Raw genomic sequence first — 15,455 nt, 5'->3', positions numbered from 1 at the left:
AAAAATAGTGAAATCCAAGAGAAATGATTAAAGCCTCTGGCTTGGATTAGTGTTCCAAGATTTTAATAGTGTCTAAAAAGGATAGAAATTAAAATTAAGGAGCTTATTATTCTAGTGTGATTTCGGCGAGAAAAAAAATGTTATGCAAGTTTATTTTCAGAGACCAAGTTTTTTTTGGGCTTTAGTATGGATTTACAGAATTATGACATTTTTATAAAGAATTTGATTTTTTATTTACCTTAATTTTCTTCAATTTTGACACCCTTGGACCCGCCTTCGGGTCAATGTTTTTCAGAAATCTTCTCTAATGAGTTCAGAAGCTACCGCAGTTTGGAATGAGTGTTTACGTGTTATCGAGCAGCACGTCAATGAGCAGAGCTTTTCAACTTGGTTTAAGCCTATCAATCCTGTTAAATTGGAAGGTACAAACCTTACCATACAGGTACCAAGTCAGTTTTTTTTCGAGTGGTTGGAGGATAATTATGTTCAAGTATTGAAACTTGCTATCAAAACGACACTTGGCCAGGGAGGTAAATTAGAGTATGCTGTGGTAGTGGATAAAGGGAATTCATCGAATCAGCCTTACGTAGTCTCCTATCCCCAGGGTAATTCGGGTTCTAAAAAACCTACTGTGGAGGAGAATCATAAGACTCCTTTTGAGGTGCAATCGCTCAATGCAGAGGCACTCACAAACAGTAATTTAAATCCTACTTATACTTTTACTACCTATATAGAGGGAGATTGTAATCGACTGGCCAGGTCTGCAGGTTTTGCTGTGGCAACCAAGCCGGGCATTACTTCTTTCAACCCACTTATGGTATATGGAGGGGTTGGTTTAGGGAAAACCCACCTTGTGCAGGCGATCGGCAATGAGATTAAAAATGGCCCAGAGGATAAATTTGTACTCTATGTCTCCTCCGAAAAATTCGTGAATCAATTCATGGATTCGATTAAGGATGGCAATGTGAAGAGCTTCACCAATTTCTACATGCAAGTCGATGTATTGATCATTGATGACATTCAGTTTTTGGCAGGAAAAGATCGAACTCAAGAGATGTTTTTCCATATTTTCAACCATTTGCATCAAAGCAAAAAGCAAATCATCATGACCTCAGATTGTCCTCCTAGGGATCTGAAAGGTCTGGAGGAACGATTGCTTTCCAGATTCAAGTGGGGATTGACAGCTGATCTTCAGATGCCGGATTTTGAAACCAGAGTTGCGATTATTCGAAGGAAAATGCAATCAGAAGGAATTATTATCCCGGATGATGTAGTGGAATATCTGGCTTATACGGTAGATACCAACGTCAGAGAATTGGAAGGCATCTTAATTTCTTTGATTGCTCATGCGTCTTTGAATCGTGTCGAAATCAGTTTGGAATTGGGTAAGACCGTGATGAAAAATATCATCAAGGATATTGAAACTGAAGTAGGAATAGATTTTATCCAAAAGTCAGTTGCCGAATATTATGGCATTGCAATCGAAGATCTAAAAGCAAAAACAAGAAAGAAAGAAATCGTAGTAGCTCGTCAGGTTTCTATGTATTTCTGCAAAGAATTCACAAATCATTCGCTTAAGTCGATCGGGTATCATTTTGGTGGAAGAGATCACTCTACGGTGATTCATGCTATCACGACTGTCAACGACATCATGGAGACGGATTCCTCATTTCGAAACGCAGTAAACGAACTGAAGAAGAAATTCAAGATGAGATCTTATTAAATCCAGCAGTAAACTAACTGATTGATTACTAGGCTTCCATTTTTTTCTCCATCGTGTTTTCAAAACGATCCAAAAGTCTCAGATACTTTTTCTGAATATTATCCAAAAACTTCCCTTGCGTATCAATTGCATAAATCGGATTGTATTGAATTCTGTCAATTATCATGTCCAGCCAAGATTTGCCATCATCGATTAGATCTGCATGAAACGCTTCAACTGTCAAATCCCTTGAGCCGGTAAATGGTCCTTTTCCTTCTTTTTTAAAATAAGCGGTTAGAACTTTTAGAGCCAATTCATGAGTGACTTCAAAGTTGATGATTAACTCTCGTGATTGAGCCTCCGTTAAATTTCCGTTTTTGGCACGTTGGATAAATGTCCTTAAGTCATCCAGTGCAGTAGAAAATTCACTGAGACAGTCTTGGCAGCTTTTCGGGAGAGATTTCATAATAATGATCTTTTCAAAAAGGTACTAAAATTCTTTAAAAAGGCATCATTATCTCACATTATAGCTTTGCATAAATGGCTGTCCATTGGGAGCAACTCCTTCTAAAAGTAATTTCCCACTGAATTCCTCCAAATATTTCCCGACTATTTTTGGATCTTTTGCAGGTTCGCGATTGACCTGGGTGATTACAAACCCATCCCGTAGTCCAAGATCTCTCAAATACCCCCGAGTCATAGCTGTGATTTTTATCCCAAAATCAACTCCCAACCGATCTCTTTCGATTGCATTCACAGCCTCCAAGCGTGCTCCAAGGACTGCCGAACTGAAATACTCTCGCTTGAGAATACCTTCGCCACCTTCCAAATTCTGAAGGGTAAGTTGTGTGGTCTTGGTAGAACCATTTCGATTAAAGGATACTGGTAGTTTTTGACCAGGGTAATAATAGGATAGGGCTTCCTCGAAACTTCCCATTCCGGTTATTGCTTGATCTCCCAATTTTGTGATGACATCATTTTTCTGTATTCCTGCTTGGTTGGCAGCTCCATCTTTAAGCACGTGCAATACAATTACTCCATCCAAGGTGTTTAGCTTCATTTCTTCAGCAAGCTCTGGTGTGATTTCTACTGCCTCGATTCCTGGTATTGCCTTTTGAACCTCTCCATATTGGATCAAGTCATTAGCTACTTTCATCGCTATATCTACTGGAACTGCAAATCCATATCCTGTGTAAGAGCCTGTTCTTGAAAGAATAGCAGTATTAATTCCTACCAATTCCCCACTGATATTCACCAAAGCTCCTCCAGAATTACCTGGGTTAATGGGAGCATCTGTTTGAATAAAGCTTTCCAATGGGAAATCACCACCCAGAATATTGATTTGTCGTTCTTTGGCTGAGACTATACCGGCAGTCACAGTAGAGGTTAAGTTAAATGGGTTTCCAACTGCCAAGACCCATTCTCCGATTTTCAAGTCTCGGCTACTTCCTTTTTTGATAGCTGGAAGTTTTACCCCCTCTACTTTCAAAACAGCTATGTCCGTGTTTTTATCCGTACCTACTAATCGAGCCTTATAGGTTCTTTTTTTATGAATCACCTCAATTGTTTCTGCTCGGTCTATTACGTGATTATTTGTTACGATGTAGCCATCCTCTGAGATGATCACTCCTGACCCGGTGCTTACTTGTTGTGAGGGTCCATTTCCAAAGAAATAATCAAACATGCTGTATCTTCTGGGGTCTGTTCCTGAAAAATTTTTAATAAATACGACAGACTCTGTGCTGTTTTCTGAAGCCTCTACAAATGAGATAGGAGGGTCGCTTTGAAAAGTGGACTCATTACCACGAGCAAATTGATTGGTAAAAGTCATCTCCTGAGAATCCTGATTTTCTGGCATGATCCCAGTTTTCGGATCATTTAAAAAGAAATTAGTCCAAATAGCTGCGCCTAAAAGGCCCGTAGTGAAAGAGATTCCGATTGTCTTGATTGAATTATTCATAAGCTTTTCTTTTGACGGGAAGAACTCGTCGTTGATCGAGTGATTCACATTTTTTAAGAAGTATTCCTTCTGAACTTATCCTCTTTTTGACAAAAATCAGCCCATTTCGGAAAAACTGCCGAATTGTATGTAAAAAGTCTAGGCATCTTGTAATTTTGTCAGCCTGATAATAAAACCTTCTGCAAATTGAGAAGGTTTTTATTTGATCAAAATCCAAACGAATGACAGAACCCAAGCGCGTAGCCATTTTAGGTAGTACCGGAAGTATAGGTACTCAGACTCTAGAGGTGATCCGCCAACATGCTTCCGACTTTCAAGTTGAAGTGCTTACAGCTCAAAATAATGCTGACTTATTGATTGAACAAGCCTTGGAGTTTGCTCCAAACGCTGTGGTAATCGGCAATGAGGAGCACTATCTGAAAGTGAAAGAGGCCTTAATTCCAAAAGATATCAAAGTCTTTGCCGGACAAAAGGCAATTGCTCAAGTAGTTGAAATGGAGACCATTGATGTAGTGCTTACTGCATTGGTGGGCTATTCCGGCTTGATTCCGACAGTCCATGCCATTAAATCCGGTAAACAAATTGCACTTGCCAACAAGGAGACCATGGTGGTGGCTGGAGAAATTATCACTGCTTTAGCGAAAGAAAATGCTGTGAATATTTATCCTGTGGATTCGGAGCATTCGGCAATATTCCAATGCTTAGTGGGTGAATTTCATAATCCAATAGAAAAAATAATCCTCACAGCTTCTGGTGGACCTTTTCGGAGCAAAGATCGGGAGTTTCTGAAATCAGTCACTAAAGCTCAAGCGCTCAAACATCCCAATTGGGAGATGGGTGCTAAGATTACCATTGACTCTGCATCTCTGATGAATAAGGGATTGGAAGTGATTGAGGCTAAATGGCTTTTTGGGTTGAAAACCGAACAAATTGATGTGATTGTACACCCGCAGAGTATTGTTCATTCCTTGGTTCAATTTGAAGATGGATCACTGAAAGCACAACTTGGTCTACCGGATATGCGTTTGCCAATTCAGTTTGCTTTAAGTTTCCCAGATCGATTGAAAAGTGATTTTGAGCGATTTGATTTCTTAAATTATCCTAATCTCACCTTTGAGCAACCCGATAAAAAGACTTTTCAAAACCTCCAATTGGCATTTGATGCATTAGCAAAAGGTGGAAACGCTCCTTGTATTTTGAACGCTTCGAATGAAATTGTCGTTGCTGCTTTTCTGAGGGAAGAAGTCGGCTTTCTGGAAATGTCTGATTTGATAGGGGAAACAATAGCAAAAGCTGAGTTTATTGCTCATCCAACTTTGGACGATTACATTGCCACCGATTTGAGAGCTAGAGAAATTACACAAGAACTAATTAAGAAGAATAAATAATGGATACTTTAATAATGGTGGGCCAATTGCTGCTGGGATTATCCATCCTGGTTGGATTGCATGAGTTGGGCCACTTGCTTACCGCCAAAATGTTTGGCATGCGGGTAGAGAAATTCTCGATCGGATTTCCTCCAAAAATTGCGGGATTTCAATGGGGAGAAACAGAATATTCCATAGGTGCGATTCCTTTGGGAGGATTTGTAAAGATTTCGGGGATGATTGATGAATCCATGGATTCAAATCAAATGTCTGCTGAGCCTCAGCCTTGGGAATTTAGATCAAAGCCAGCTTGGCAGCGATTGATAGTTATGCTAGGTGGTATCATTGTCAATGTGATAACCGGTATCATAATTTTTGTGTATCTGGTTTACAATAATGGGGAGACTTATTTTTCAAGAGATCAAGTCGTTCAAAATGGTATTGTATCATATGATATCGGACAATCTATAGGTCTTAAAACAGGAGATAGAATACTGGATATTAGCGGCGAGCCCTACACTTCAATTAATGATCTGAGTAGTGGTTCAGCTTTGTTGAGCGAAAATGGTTTTTATACCATCGAGCGAGATGGTCAGCAAATGAAAATCGATATCCCTCGTGGATTTATCAATTCATTTGACAGCAAAGAAGCGCTAAGTAATTTCGTGGAAATTCGATACCCTTTTGCATTATCAGTTATTGACAAAGGCGGCGCAGCAGATCAAGCTGGGATCACCGTAGAGGACAAGATTTTGGCTGTCAATGGTAATCCAGTCAATTACTTTGACGAGTTGCAATCTGAGCTTTCAAAAGTTAAAAGTCAAGAAGCTGAAATTACCTTGCTGTCTAATGGTGACACCACTTTCACACAAGTAGCGGTGACAGAGCGAGGGACGATTGATATTGCAGTTAGGCCTTTGATTGAGCCTGTTCGCAGGGAATATGGTTTTGCACAAGCTGTCTCTAAAGGAACGGAAAGAGCTTTCAGTGTGGTGATTGTAAATGCTAAAGCACTTGGAAAGATGTTTACGGGAGAAGTTTCGACTCGAAATGTTTCTGGACCAATCGGGATGGCAAAGATCTATGGTGATACTTGGGATTGGACAAAATTCTGGAGCATTACAGGGTTGATTTCTATGATTCTTGCATTTATGAACTTACTTCCAATTCCTGCGCTGGATGGAGGACATGTTATTTTCTTATTGTATGAGATGATTTCAGGTAGGGCTCCTTCGGATAAATTTTTGGAGAATGCTCAGAAAGTCGGGATGGTAGTCTTGCTCGCTTTGATGGTCTTTGCGATAGGAAATGATATTCTAAAAATATTTACTGGTTGATAATCAAAGCCAGATTCTTTTCAAGAAAAAACCGTGCTGAAAGGCTCGGTTTTTTTATTGTTTAGGCGTATTTATCGATTGTAAAACTATTTTCTACTCTTTTGTGCATTAGTTCAATTTTTTTTGATAGTTATGCAGGAAATTTCATTATGTATGATTAGAAAAACTGCAGTTGGGGTAGTAAGTTTTTTACTTTTGATCCTCTCACTTTCCGCTAATGCTCAAAGTGGATTTATTCCAGAAACTATCTGGAGTAATATCAATCCTAGTACTGGAGAATCTGGGGATTTTATTATAACTAAATCCGGAGTAAAGGTATTTGGCAAGGTCATCAGTAAATACGATGAAGCTACTTATCGGACTGTGGTTTTTGCAAATGACGGAGTAGAGACTACCTATAGTCCTAATGATTTACAGGCATTTGGGTTGACTAATTCCAGGTTCTTTTTGACCAAAACTCTTCCGGGTGAATCTGACCCGAAGTTTGTCCAAATACTGCTATCAGGAGAATTGCAGCTTAATTTTTATGATAATCGATATTTTCTTGACAATGGAGACGAAATTCTTGAATTGAGGGCGTTTTACACACAAGGGCAAATCGATGGAAATAAGCTCAAGCGCTATGTGAAGGCTTATATTAGCACACTGAAGATCCAGATGACAGGTGACTGCGGTACCCAACTCAATGACTTGATTGAAAATACAAAAATGGAGGAGTTGGATTTTATCCGCTTATTCAGCAAGTATCATGAGTGTAGTGGATTGCCATATAAAGTCCATGTCAGCAATGTTAAATTCTTAAAAGTTTCACCGGTTGTGATGGCTGGATTGGGCTCAGCCTCAATTTATAACAGATCTGTTGAAACAGGGCAGATCAATGACTTGGACGGTAAATTAACTCAGCGACTTCAAGTCGGAATTCGTTTGCATGATTTCAGAAAGTTGCCAAGGCTTTCAATTGATTTCAGAGTTGGGGTGGAGCTTTTGAATTCTAATTTTGTAAGCAGCTTTGAGAGACCGGGAGTAGTGAGGATTTCTGCTTCAGAAGAATTTTCCGAAACGAATGTGTTCATCCCTTTAAGTTTCAATTACAGTGTGTTTAGGCGACAAAATTTAGATGTCTATGCCGGCTTTATAACTTCTGTTTGGTTTAGCACTATAAAATCAAAAGGGGCAATGATTGAAGAACAGTTTTTAAATAGTGAACGCACGAATTTATACGAAGACTCATTTTTGGTTGGAGTGGATCGACTCTTTGTGCCTGGATTGAAATTAGGAGCAAAATTTCCTGTTGGGAAAATGGTGATTTTCTCTGAGTTGCAGGGGGATTTACAATTGGATTACTATACGACCAATATCTTGGCGAAGCGATCAAGTTTCAGTCGCTCAGGCGTTTCTTTTCAAATTGGAATAGAATTTTAGAATCTATGAAAGCATTTGTATTCCTCATCATTAGTTCATTTTTGTTTTGCTCTTGCAAGGAAGAGGATTTGATACCAATTTCTGGCATGAGTGTATCTGTTCCGACTGTAGGGTTAGTGGATGAAAATGGCGCGGAATTCAGTGCGGAAGTTAGAAGTTTGGGGATAGATCCTGTTTTGGAATATGGGTTTGTCTATGGGGTTTCTGATCGGCCTGATTTAGATTCAGACCCCAAAGTGTCTTTGGTAGGTGTGCCACCTCAGTCATTTACCCTTAAGGCTGATAAGGATCTACTCAATGGTAGAACGTATTATGTGGCTTCTTTTCTTCGGACCTCAAATACGACTTACTATTCTGAAGCAATCGACTTCGTAAGTAAAGGGTCTAAAAACTTCATCCTTCAAAATGTAGTTTCAAATGAAAAGGTGTACTTCGGTGATTCAATTACTATTGAGGCAGCAAATCTTAAAGCGTCCACGGAGTTTTTGTTAAAGGTGAAATTTGAAGATGTAGAAGTGCCGATTTTTGATTATTCGACCAATGGTTTCAAATTCATTATCCCACGGGAATTTACCTATCGACAATCAGCTTTTGAATCAGGTTCTTTTAAGCTTCAAGTTCAGATTGGGGATCTTGTTTATGATCTTACCCTTCCTTTGAAATTTCAGGAGCCTGTATTTGGACCTGTCAAATTGGTTGAATACGAACCCGAGTGGACTTTCACAGGGGATTTCCTTTATTCTTCACGATGCATTCTCTACTATGTAGATGGAGGTTTAGAAAAGCAGTTAGTGGCAGAAGTGGTCGATGATCATACCATCAAGTTTGAGCCAAATGCTTTTTTCTTAAATAAAAACCCGCTATTCAGGATTGAACTGAGAAGTCAATTTTACGATGTCAGACAAATTGAAATTTCAGATACAGATCTAGTACCAGGGCAAGACTTCACAGGTCGAACTCCTGAAAGAGGGCGCATTGTAAAAGTAAAAAATCTAAACCCATTTCTTTCTAATGTACCCAAACTGCTAAGTAGCAACCCAGCGATTAGGATAAATATGACCGAAGAACTGGGCAATGAAATACGGTTTTCATATTTTCCACAAGACGTGTTTCGAGATAGGCAATTTGATATTTATGCAAATAATTTTGGGCAAAAATCAGCTAATTCCGCTCCTGTATTGTATGATCTTCCAATGCTTCCTATTTCCGGATTACCTCAAGAGCTAAGTTCCATCAATGAAGTGTACGGGATTACAACTTTGGGGAAAGGCTACTTTTTTTCTGACAACTCCTTCTATCAATTCGATCCTGAAGGTAATGGCTTGATAAACTTATTGTCCATTGGAGGATCAAGTGAAGAGGAGGGATTCCTTGCCACTTTTTCCAATAAGCTTTATGTATCGACTTTTGAAGCTTTTCCGCAATCAAATTCTAATTCTTTTTATGAATTTGATCCTATTTCAAACCAATTCAAATCCCTCAGTCCTGTTCCTTTTAATGGTGAAGTCCTAGGGCAATTTATTTCCAATGGTAATTTGTATTTAGATTTGAGGTTGATGATTTCGGGTGCATATCAAGTGAGGAGATTGGTTTACAATTTCACAAATGACATTTGGAGCGAAATTCCCATCGATTCTTTGCCACCATTCTTTTCCAAGTATTCGGCTTTTCGGGATGGAGACGAATTATATGCGATAGGAGAAGGGAAAATAGGTGCTGCGCAGTATGATTTTGGAATTTTCCAATGGGATAGTATCAGCAAGGAGTGGGAGTTGTCGCAGCGAATTGCCTCTGCAGCTAAATTGCCGAGAGGAGCAAATGTGGTAGTTCGCGGAGATTTAGCCTATTTTCAACTTGAATCCCAAATTATCCAACTGGACCTTCGGAGTGGAAGTCTGACAAATGAAAATTCCTTTGCCTCTTTGGGAGGTAAAAGCTTGATTGAAATCAATGGGAAGATATACATAGTCGGCTCACCAGACCTGCCCTTTATTTTTGAGTTTGACCCTGAATATATGTGATGGTTTGGAAGTCTATAAAAATAAAACCTGCCAATCTGACGAATTCCCCTTTTGGCATAGCCCTTGACATTTTAGGAAGAACCTTCGTTTTTGGAAGGTTCTTCTTTTATTTTAGCAATAAACCGACAGCGTATCTGTCAATCTGTCTATATGAGCCAATTCGAAAATACTGTATTTCAAAATCTAATGGTAGGGGAATTTTCAGGTGAAGGGGATTTGATCCAACTGATCACCGAAGAAGAAGGTGAAGAGCCTGGAAAGGAAGCCTTCGAAGAGGAAATCCCGATTCTATCTGTTAGAAATACTGTTCTTTTCCCTGGAGTAGTGATTCCAATTACCGTGGGAAGACAGCGATCAATCCGCTTGGTAAAGAAAGCACAAAAGGGAAATAAGCTGATTGGAGTCTGTGCTCAGATCAATGCAAATAATGATGATCCTTCATGGGAAGATATTTACCAAGTTGGGACAATCGCCAAGATCATCAAAATGATCGTCCTACCTGATGGGAATACCACGATAATTATTCAGGGAAAAAAACGATTTAGGATTAAGGAGCAGGTTACTGATGATCCTTATTTCATTGCCAAAGTGGATTATTTGGAGGAGAACTTTCCAAAGAGCTCCAAAAAAATCCAAGCATTGGAGGAGTCCTTAAAAGACTCTGCCACTCGAATTCTTCATTTGAATCCAGAGATTCCTCGCGAGGCACAAGTGGCTTTGGATAATATTGACAATACGGCATTCCTTACCCATTTCCTTTCATCCAACATCAATGCTCCTGTTGAATCGAAGCAGCGTTTGTTAGAAATCAACGATGGAGTGGAGCGAGCTACCCTTTTGCTTGAATTTATGATGAAAGACATCCAGATGCTGGAGTTGAAGTCAGAGATTCAAAAGAAAGTGCATACCGATATTGATCAGCAGCAGCGTGATTATTTTCTACGTCAACAGATGAAGGTACTTCAAACTGAACTTGGCGAAGAAGGGCCTGAGAAAGAGGTGGAAGACCTTCGGGCAAGAGGTGATCTGAAGCTTTGGAATCAAGAGGTTCATAATCACTTCGAAAAAGAACTTAACAAAATACTCCGGATCAATCCTGCTGCGGCAGAATATCCAATCGCACTCAACTATGCTGAGACGATGGTTGAGTTGCCTTGGAATGAATATACACAGGACAATTTTGACCTGAAGCATGCCAAAAAGATTTTGGATAGTGATCACTTTGGCTTGGAGAAAGTCAAAGAGCGAATTATCGAATATCTAGCGGTATTGAAATTAAAGAATGATCTAAAAGGCCCCATTCTTTGCCTCTATGGCCCTCCAGGTGTTGGGAAAACTTCCCTTGGGAAATCCATAGCCAGAGCATTGGGCAGAAAATACATTCGAATGTCGCTTGGTGGACTTCATGATGAAGCTGAGATCAGAGGTCATCGAAAGACCTATGTTGGAGCGATGCCTGGAAAAATCATCCAGAATATGAAGAAGGTGAAAATCTCCAATCCAGTATTTGTATTGGACGAGATTGATAAGCTATCCTCAGATTTTAGAGGGGATCCAAGTTCAGCTTTTCTGGAGGTGCTTGATCCCGAGCAGAACTTCGCATTCTTGGACAATTACCTGGAAGTGGAATATGATCTCAGTAAGGTGTTATTTATCGCTACAGCCAATTCGTTGGATACAATCCAACCTGCACTTCGAGATCGTATGGAGATCATTGAAGTAACAGGTTATACCCAAGAAGAAAAAGTTGAAATTGCTAAAAAGCATCTTGTTCCAAAACAACGAAAGGAGCATGGCTTGAAGGCTACTCAGATTACTTTTGAGAAAAAAGCCTTGGTGAAATTGATAGAAGACTATACTAGAGAATCTGGTGTAAGAAGCCTTGAAAGAGTCATAGGTAAAGTAGTTCGAAATGTGGCTAAATCCATTGCGATGGAGGAGGAATATGATCCTAAAATCACCCCTGAAGCAATTCGGAGAATTCTTGGATCGGAGATTTTCGACAAGGAAATCTACCAAGACAATAGTGTGGCCGGTGTGGTCACAGGATTGGCTTGGACAAGTGTCGGTGGAGAGATTTTATTCATAGAATCAAGTTTGAGCAGAGGAAAAGGGAAACTTACACTTTCTGGTCAACTTGGAGATGTGATGAAGGAATCTGCAATGACTGCGCTATCTTATTTGAAATCAAAGGCTGAAACCTTGGGGATAGATCACCGTGTCTTTGATCAGTATGATCTACACATCCACGTGCCCGCAGGAGCAGTTCCAAAGGACGGTCCTTCAGCAGGTATCACCATGCTTACCGCAATGGCTTCAGTTTATACGCAACGAAAAGTGAAAGCCAGAGTAGCAATGACTGGCGAAATATCATTGATTGGCAAAGTGATGCCAGTTGGTGGGATTAAAGAGAAAATCCTTGCTGCCAAGCGTGCTGGAATCAAAGAGATTATTCTTTGTAAAAAAAATAAGCGGGATATTGAGGAGATAGATGAACAATACATCAAAGGAATCGATTTTCATTTTGTGGATCGAGTAGAAGAGGTGTTGGATATCGCACTTTTGAAATCAAAAGTAGACCGTCCCCTCCATTTTAGTTTTTCTCCAGAACCCAGTGCTAAAAACGATTAAACTTTCGAATCAGGAAGTATAAGCTTTATTCTACTCTGGCAGGATATTCCAGAGTTAAACCAAAAAAAAACATGAGTCAAATTCCATCACTAACTCCAAGACAAATTGTCGCTGAGCTAGATAAATATATTATCGGTCAAAACGATGCAAAGCGGAATGTTGCAATTGCGCTTCGAAATAGGATTCGCCGCCTGATGGTGAAATCAGAAATTCAAAAAGATATCGTTCCCAACAATATCCTGATGATTGGATCAACCGGGGTTGGTAAGACTGAGATAGCCAGAAGATTAGCTAAAGTTGCAAATGCACCTTTCACCAAAGTAGAGGCCTCAAAGTTTACGGAAGTAGGCTATGTTGGACGTGATGTGGAGAGTATGGTTAGAGATCTGGTGGAGCAATCTGTGGCCTTGGTTCGAGAGTCTAAAAACGAGGAAGTCAAAGTCAAAGCTTCGGAAGCCGTGGAAGAGATCATCTTGGACATTCTGATTCCTCCTGTCAAAAGCGCTGGATTTACAAGAAATGCAACGGTGGATCTTAATGAATCTGGGGAACCGTCAAATGATCATGAATTGAATGAGCGAACCCGGGAGAGATTCCGAGAAAAACTCAGAGACGGCGAACTAGATGATCGGAAAATCGAAATCAATGTAAAAGCAGGATCTCCTGTTGGTGTAGGAATGATTGGAAATGGAATGATGGACGATGCTAGCATGGCAGGTCTTCAGGATATGATTTCCAACATGATGCCTAAAAAAGTAAAAAAACGTAAGCTGTCAATCTCTGAGGCTAGAAAAGTATTACTTGAGGAAGAGATGTCTAAGTTGATCGACTTTGATGAAGTAAAAGAGGAGGCGATTAAGCTTGCTGAGAATAACGGTATCATATTCATCGATGAAATTGATAAAATTGCTTCCAAATCAGGTAAAGGCGGAGGTGGACCAGATGTCAGCCGAGAAGGTGTACAGCGTGATTTACTTCCAATTGTGGAGGGTTCAGCTGTGAATACCAAATATGGGGTAGTCAATACAGATCACGTATTGTTTATCGCTGCAGGAGCTTTTCATGTGGCTAAACCTTCCGATTTGATCCCCGAGCTTCAAGGCAGGTTCCCAATTCGAGTGGAGTTGCAAAGCTTGACTCAAGAAGATTTCTCCCGTATCCTGAGAGAGCCAAAAAATGCTTTGACAAAGCAATATCAGGCACTTTTTGAAGCGGAAGAAGTATACTTGGAATTCAATGATGAGTCAATTGAGGAAATTGCACGACTTGCATTTTTGATCAATCAAGAAGTGGAAAATATTGGGGCTAGAAGATTACATACCGTGATGAGTCACTTGTTAAATGACTTTCTGTTTGATGTGCCTGATACTATCGAGGCCAACTCCAAGATAATGGTAACGCGAGAAATGGTCCAAGATCGATTAAGTACCTTGGTCAAAAATCGGGATCTTTCTCAATACATACTTTAATTTAAAGCACCATTTTTGGTGCTTTTTTCATTATGGCTAAATCACTACTAATTCTTACCGGTCATAGTCAAGGACTTGGACGAGCTATTCTGGATACTTATTTACAAAAGAGGAATTTTGAAATCCTTGCTATTTCTAGGACTTGTTTGGGTTTGGACTTTCCTCAATTGAAAGAGATAAGCCTTGACTTAAGCGAGCTCGATAAATTAGAAAAGGTCTTAGAAACACTATTTCCGAAAGGAGATTTTGAGGAAATTCACTTGATAAATAATGCAGGATGGATCGGAGAAATTAAGCCAGTAGGAAAACTCAACCCCTCCAATCTTAAAAAATTGATGAGCATCAACCTATTGGCACCGATCTGTTTGACAAATGCATTTGTAGCGGCTTATCAAAATCAGAATTCTAAGCGTATTGTGTGTAACATAAGTTCAGGAGCAGCTCAAAAGCCCGTTTCAGGTTGGTCGGAGTATTGTAGTAGCAAGGCTGCTTTAGCTATGTTTTCGATGGTTTGCGAAAAGGAAAATGAGCATACCGGAATTCGTTTCTTCAGTTTGGCACCGGGAATAGTGGATACAGGGATGCAGGATCAGATCAGATCCGTAGATGAAAAGGATTTTCCGGATTTGGAACGATTCAAAAGTTATAAATCTCAGGGAGCACTTTCTTCAGCCCAGGCCGTTTCTCAGAAAATAAGTTATTTGTTGAGTAATCCGGAGAAGTTTGAAGGCGTTCTTCAAGATGTAAGAGATTTTGAGTTGACTTAGTTTTCTTTTTTTGGGTAGTCAAAAAACCAAACTTCAGCCTTTTCCGGGGAGATTTCAGACCATTCTCGAATGGCCAACTTGAATCCAAATTGACCAGCCGTAGGTAAATTTTCGATTGAGCCTCCCAAGTATTCAATTAAATCATTGAAGCCAGGGTTATGCCCCACCACAATCAAAGTCCCAATGGATTGATCGGAGATTGTTTTTATCTGATTCAGAATTTCTTTCGGGGAGGCATGATAGAGATTTGATTCGAACTGAATAATCGATTGACTTAACCCCAGATTTTTAGCTGTGATTTCAGCAGTTTGTTTAGCTCTCTTAGCGGTAGAAGAAAGAATAAGATCCGGTAGGATATTTTTATCCTTAAGTCGTTTGGCCATCCTTGGAGCGTCCCGTAATCCCCGCTCGGAAAGTGGTCGATCATGGTCTCTTAGATTTGGATTGTCCCATGAAGATTTTGCATGTCGCACAAAGATAATTTTTCTCATCACCTTAAATTAGAGACGATTATTTTGTTTTTTTTATTTGAATCTTTAATTTTAGCGTAATTATTTATTATTACTAACAAATTATTATGTTTACCGGAACAGTAAAATTTTACAATGAAGCCAAAGGATTCGGATTTATCGTAGACGATGACACGCAAAGCGAAGTTTTCGTACACGCTACCGGATTGGTGGACCAGGTTGCCCAGAACGACAAAGTTACATACGACGTCAAGGATGGCAAAAAAGGACCAAATGCCGTCAACGTCAGAAGAGCCTAATAAAGCATTT

General features: G+C 39.7%; 12 protein-coding genes. 9 read left to right on the top strand and 3 right to left on the bottom strand.

What is annotated here, in order from left to right; genetic code table 11:
• Window positions 1-307 precede the first annotated feature (307 nt).
• Entirely contained in the window at window positions 308-1,723 is a 1,416-nt protein-coding gene (dnaA, locus tag BVC88_RS05955; RefSeq protein ID WP_075349728.1) for a chromosomal replication initiator protein DnaA, read from the top strand.
• Between the two features lie 28 nt (window positions 1,724-1,751).
• Here dnaA and BVC88_RS05950 read toward each other — a convergent pair whose 3' ends face one another.
• Window positions 1,752-2,168 (bottom strand): nucleotidyltransferase substrate binding protein, encoded by a 417-nt coding sequence (locus BVC88_RS05950; protein WP_075349727.1) that lies wholly within the window; start codon window positions 2,166-2,168, stop codon window positions 1,752-1,754.
• A gap of 48 nt (window positions 2,169-2,216) precedes the next feature.
• Window positions 2,217-3,662 (bottom strand): S1C family serine protease, encoded by a 1,446-nt coding sequence (locus tag BVC88_RS05945; RefSeq protein ID WP_075349726.1) that lies wholly within the window; start codon window positions 3,660-3,662, stop codon window positions 2,217-2,219.
• Between the two features lie 221 nt (window positions 3,663-3,883).
• Between BVC88_RS05945 and BVC88_RS05940 the strand changes: the two genes are divergently transcribed.
• The 7 genes from BVC88_RS05940 to BVC88_RS05910 all read left to right on the top strand — a co-directional run bounded on the left by BVC88_RS05940 (window position 3,884) and on the right by BVC88_RS05910 (window position 14,676).
• Window positions 3,884-5,050 carry a 1-deoxy-D-xylulose-5-phosphate reductoisomerase gene (locus BVC88_RS05940; protein ID WP_075349725.1) on the top strand — a complete coding sequence of 389 codons (1,167 nt, stop codon included), beginning with the start codon at window positions 3,884-3,886 and terminating at the stop codon, window positions 5,048-5,050.
• A complete protein-coding gene (rseP, locus tag BVC88_RS05935; protein ID WP_075349724.1) occupies window positions 5,050-6,366 on the top strand; it encodes an RIP metalloprotease RseP in 1,317 nt (438 codons plus the stop codon). Before BVC88_RS05940 ends, rseP begins: the two co-directional genes overlap by 1 nt.
• Before the next feature lie 153 nt (window positions 6,367-6,519).
• Complete coding sequence (locus BVC88_RS05930) at window positions 6,520-7,788, top strand: hypothetical protein (RefSeq protein WP_075349723.1); 1,269 nt, start codon at window positions 6,520-6,522, stop codon at window positions 7,786-7,788.
• A gap of 5 nt (window positions 7,789-7,793) precedes the next feature.
• Window positions 7,794-9,809, top strand: a complete 2,016-nt coding sequence (locus tag BVC88_RS05925) for a Kelch repeat-containing protein (protein ID WP_075349722.1) — start codon at window positions 7,794-7,796, stop codon at window positions 9,807-9,809.
• Window positions 9,810-9,959: 150 nt separating this feature from the next.
• Window positions 9,960-12,440: an endopeptidase La gene (gene lon, locus BVC88_RS05920; protein WP_075349905.1), complete on the top strand. Its 2,481-nt coding sequence runs from the start codon at window positions 9,960-9,962 to the stop codon at window positions 12,438-12,440.
• 71 nt (window positions 12,441-12,511) lie between these two features.
• Window positions 12,512-13,909 (top strand): ATP-dependent protease ATPase subunit HslU, encoded by a 1,398-nt coding sequence (hslU, locus tag BVC88_RS05915; protein WP_075349721.1) that lies wholly within the window; start codon window positions 12,512-12,514, stop codon window positions 13,907-13,909.
• 32 nt (window positions 13,910-13,941) lie between these two features.
• On the top strand, window positions 13,942-14,676 hold the full coding sequence (locus BVC88_RS05910) for an SDR family NAD(P)-dependent oxidoreductase (protein ID WP_075349720.1): 735 nt from the start codon (window positions 13,942-13,944) through the stop codon (window positions 14,674-14,676).
• Here the strand turns inward: BVC88_RS05910 and BVC88_RS05905 are convergent.
• On the bottom strand, window positions 14,673-15,167 hold the full coding sequence (locus BVC88_RS05905; RefSeq protein ID WP_075349719.1) for a SixA phosphatase family protein: 495 nt from the start codon (window positions 15,165-15,167) through the stop codon (window positions 14,673-14,675). The two genes, BVC88_RS05910 and BVC88_RS05905, sit on opposite strands and share 4 nt — an antisense overlap.
• 86 nt (window positions 15,168-15,253) lie before the next feature.
• Here BVC88_RS05905 and BVC88_RS05900 point away from each other — a divergent pair, with 86 nt between their 5' ends.
• Window positions 15,254-15,445: a cold-shock protein gene (locus tag BVC88_RS05900; protein WP_075349718.1), complete on the top strand. Its 192-nt coding sequence runs from the start codon at window positions 15,254-15,256 to the stop codon at window positions 15,443-15,445.
• Window positions 15,446-15,455 lie beyond the last annotated feature (10 nt).

The organism is Algoriphagus marinus (assembly GCF_001936475.1).
In the GTDB taxonomy this organism is placed as follows: domain Bacteria; phylum Bacteroidota; class Bacteroidia; order Cytophagales; family Cyclobacteriaceae; genus Algoriphagus; species Algoriphagus marinus.
This window is presented reverse-complemented; position numbering and strand designations above follow the sequence as displayed.

What these genes read in the sequence shown, in the direction of transcription:
- dnaA (WP_075349728.1), top strand. Translation starts at nt 308, where the DNA reads ATGAGTTCAGAAGCTACCGCAGTTTGGAATGAGTGTTTACGTGTTATC.
- BVC88_RS05950 (WP_075349727.1), bottom strand. Translation starts at nt 2,168, where the DNA reads ATGAAATCTCTCCCGAAAAGCTGCCAAGACTGTCTCAGTGAATTTTCT.
- BVC88_RS05945 (WP_075349726.1), bottom strand. Translation starts at nt 3,662, where the DNA reads ATGAATAATTCAATCAAGACAATCGGAATCTCTTTCACTACGGGCCTT.
- BVC88_RS05940 (WP_075349725.1), top strand. Translation starts at nt 3,884, where the DNA reads ATGACAGAACCCAAGCGCGTAGCCATTTTAGGTAGTACCGGAAGTATA.
- rseP (WP_075349724.1), top strand. Translation starts at nt 5,050, where the DNA reads ATGGATACTTTAATAATGGTGGGCCAATTGCTGCTGGGATTATCCATC.
- BVC88_RS05930 (WP_075349723.1), top strand. Translation starts at nt 6,520, where the DNA reads ATGATTAGAAAAACTGCAGTTGGGGTAGTAAGTTTTTTACTTTTGATC.
- BVC88_RS05925 (WP_075349722.1), top strand. Translation starts at nt 7,794, where the DNA reads ATGAAAGCATTTGTATTCCTCATCATTAGTTCATTTTTGTTTTGCTCT.
- lon (WP_075349905.1), top strand. Translation starts at nt 9,960, where the DNA reads ATGAGCCAATTCGAAAATACTGTATTTCAAAATCTAATGGTAGGGGAA.
- hslU (WP_075349721.1), top strand. Translation starts at nt 12,512, where the DNA reads ATGAGTCAAATTCCATCACTAACTCCAAGACAAATTGTCGCTGAGCTA.
- BVC88_RS05910 (WP_075349720.1), top strand. Translation starts at nt 13,942, where the DNA reads ATGGCTAAATCACTACTAATTCTTACCGGTCATAGTCAAGGACTTGGA.
- BVC88_RS05905 (WP_075349719.1), bottom strand. Translation starts at nt 15,167, where the DNA reads ATGAGAAAAATTATCTTTGTGCGACATGCAAAATCTTCATGGGACAAT.
- BVC88_RS05900 (WP_075349718.1), top strand. Translation starts at nt 15,254, where the DNA reads ATGTTTACCGGAACAGTAAAATTTTACAATGAAGCCAAAGGATTCGGA.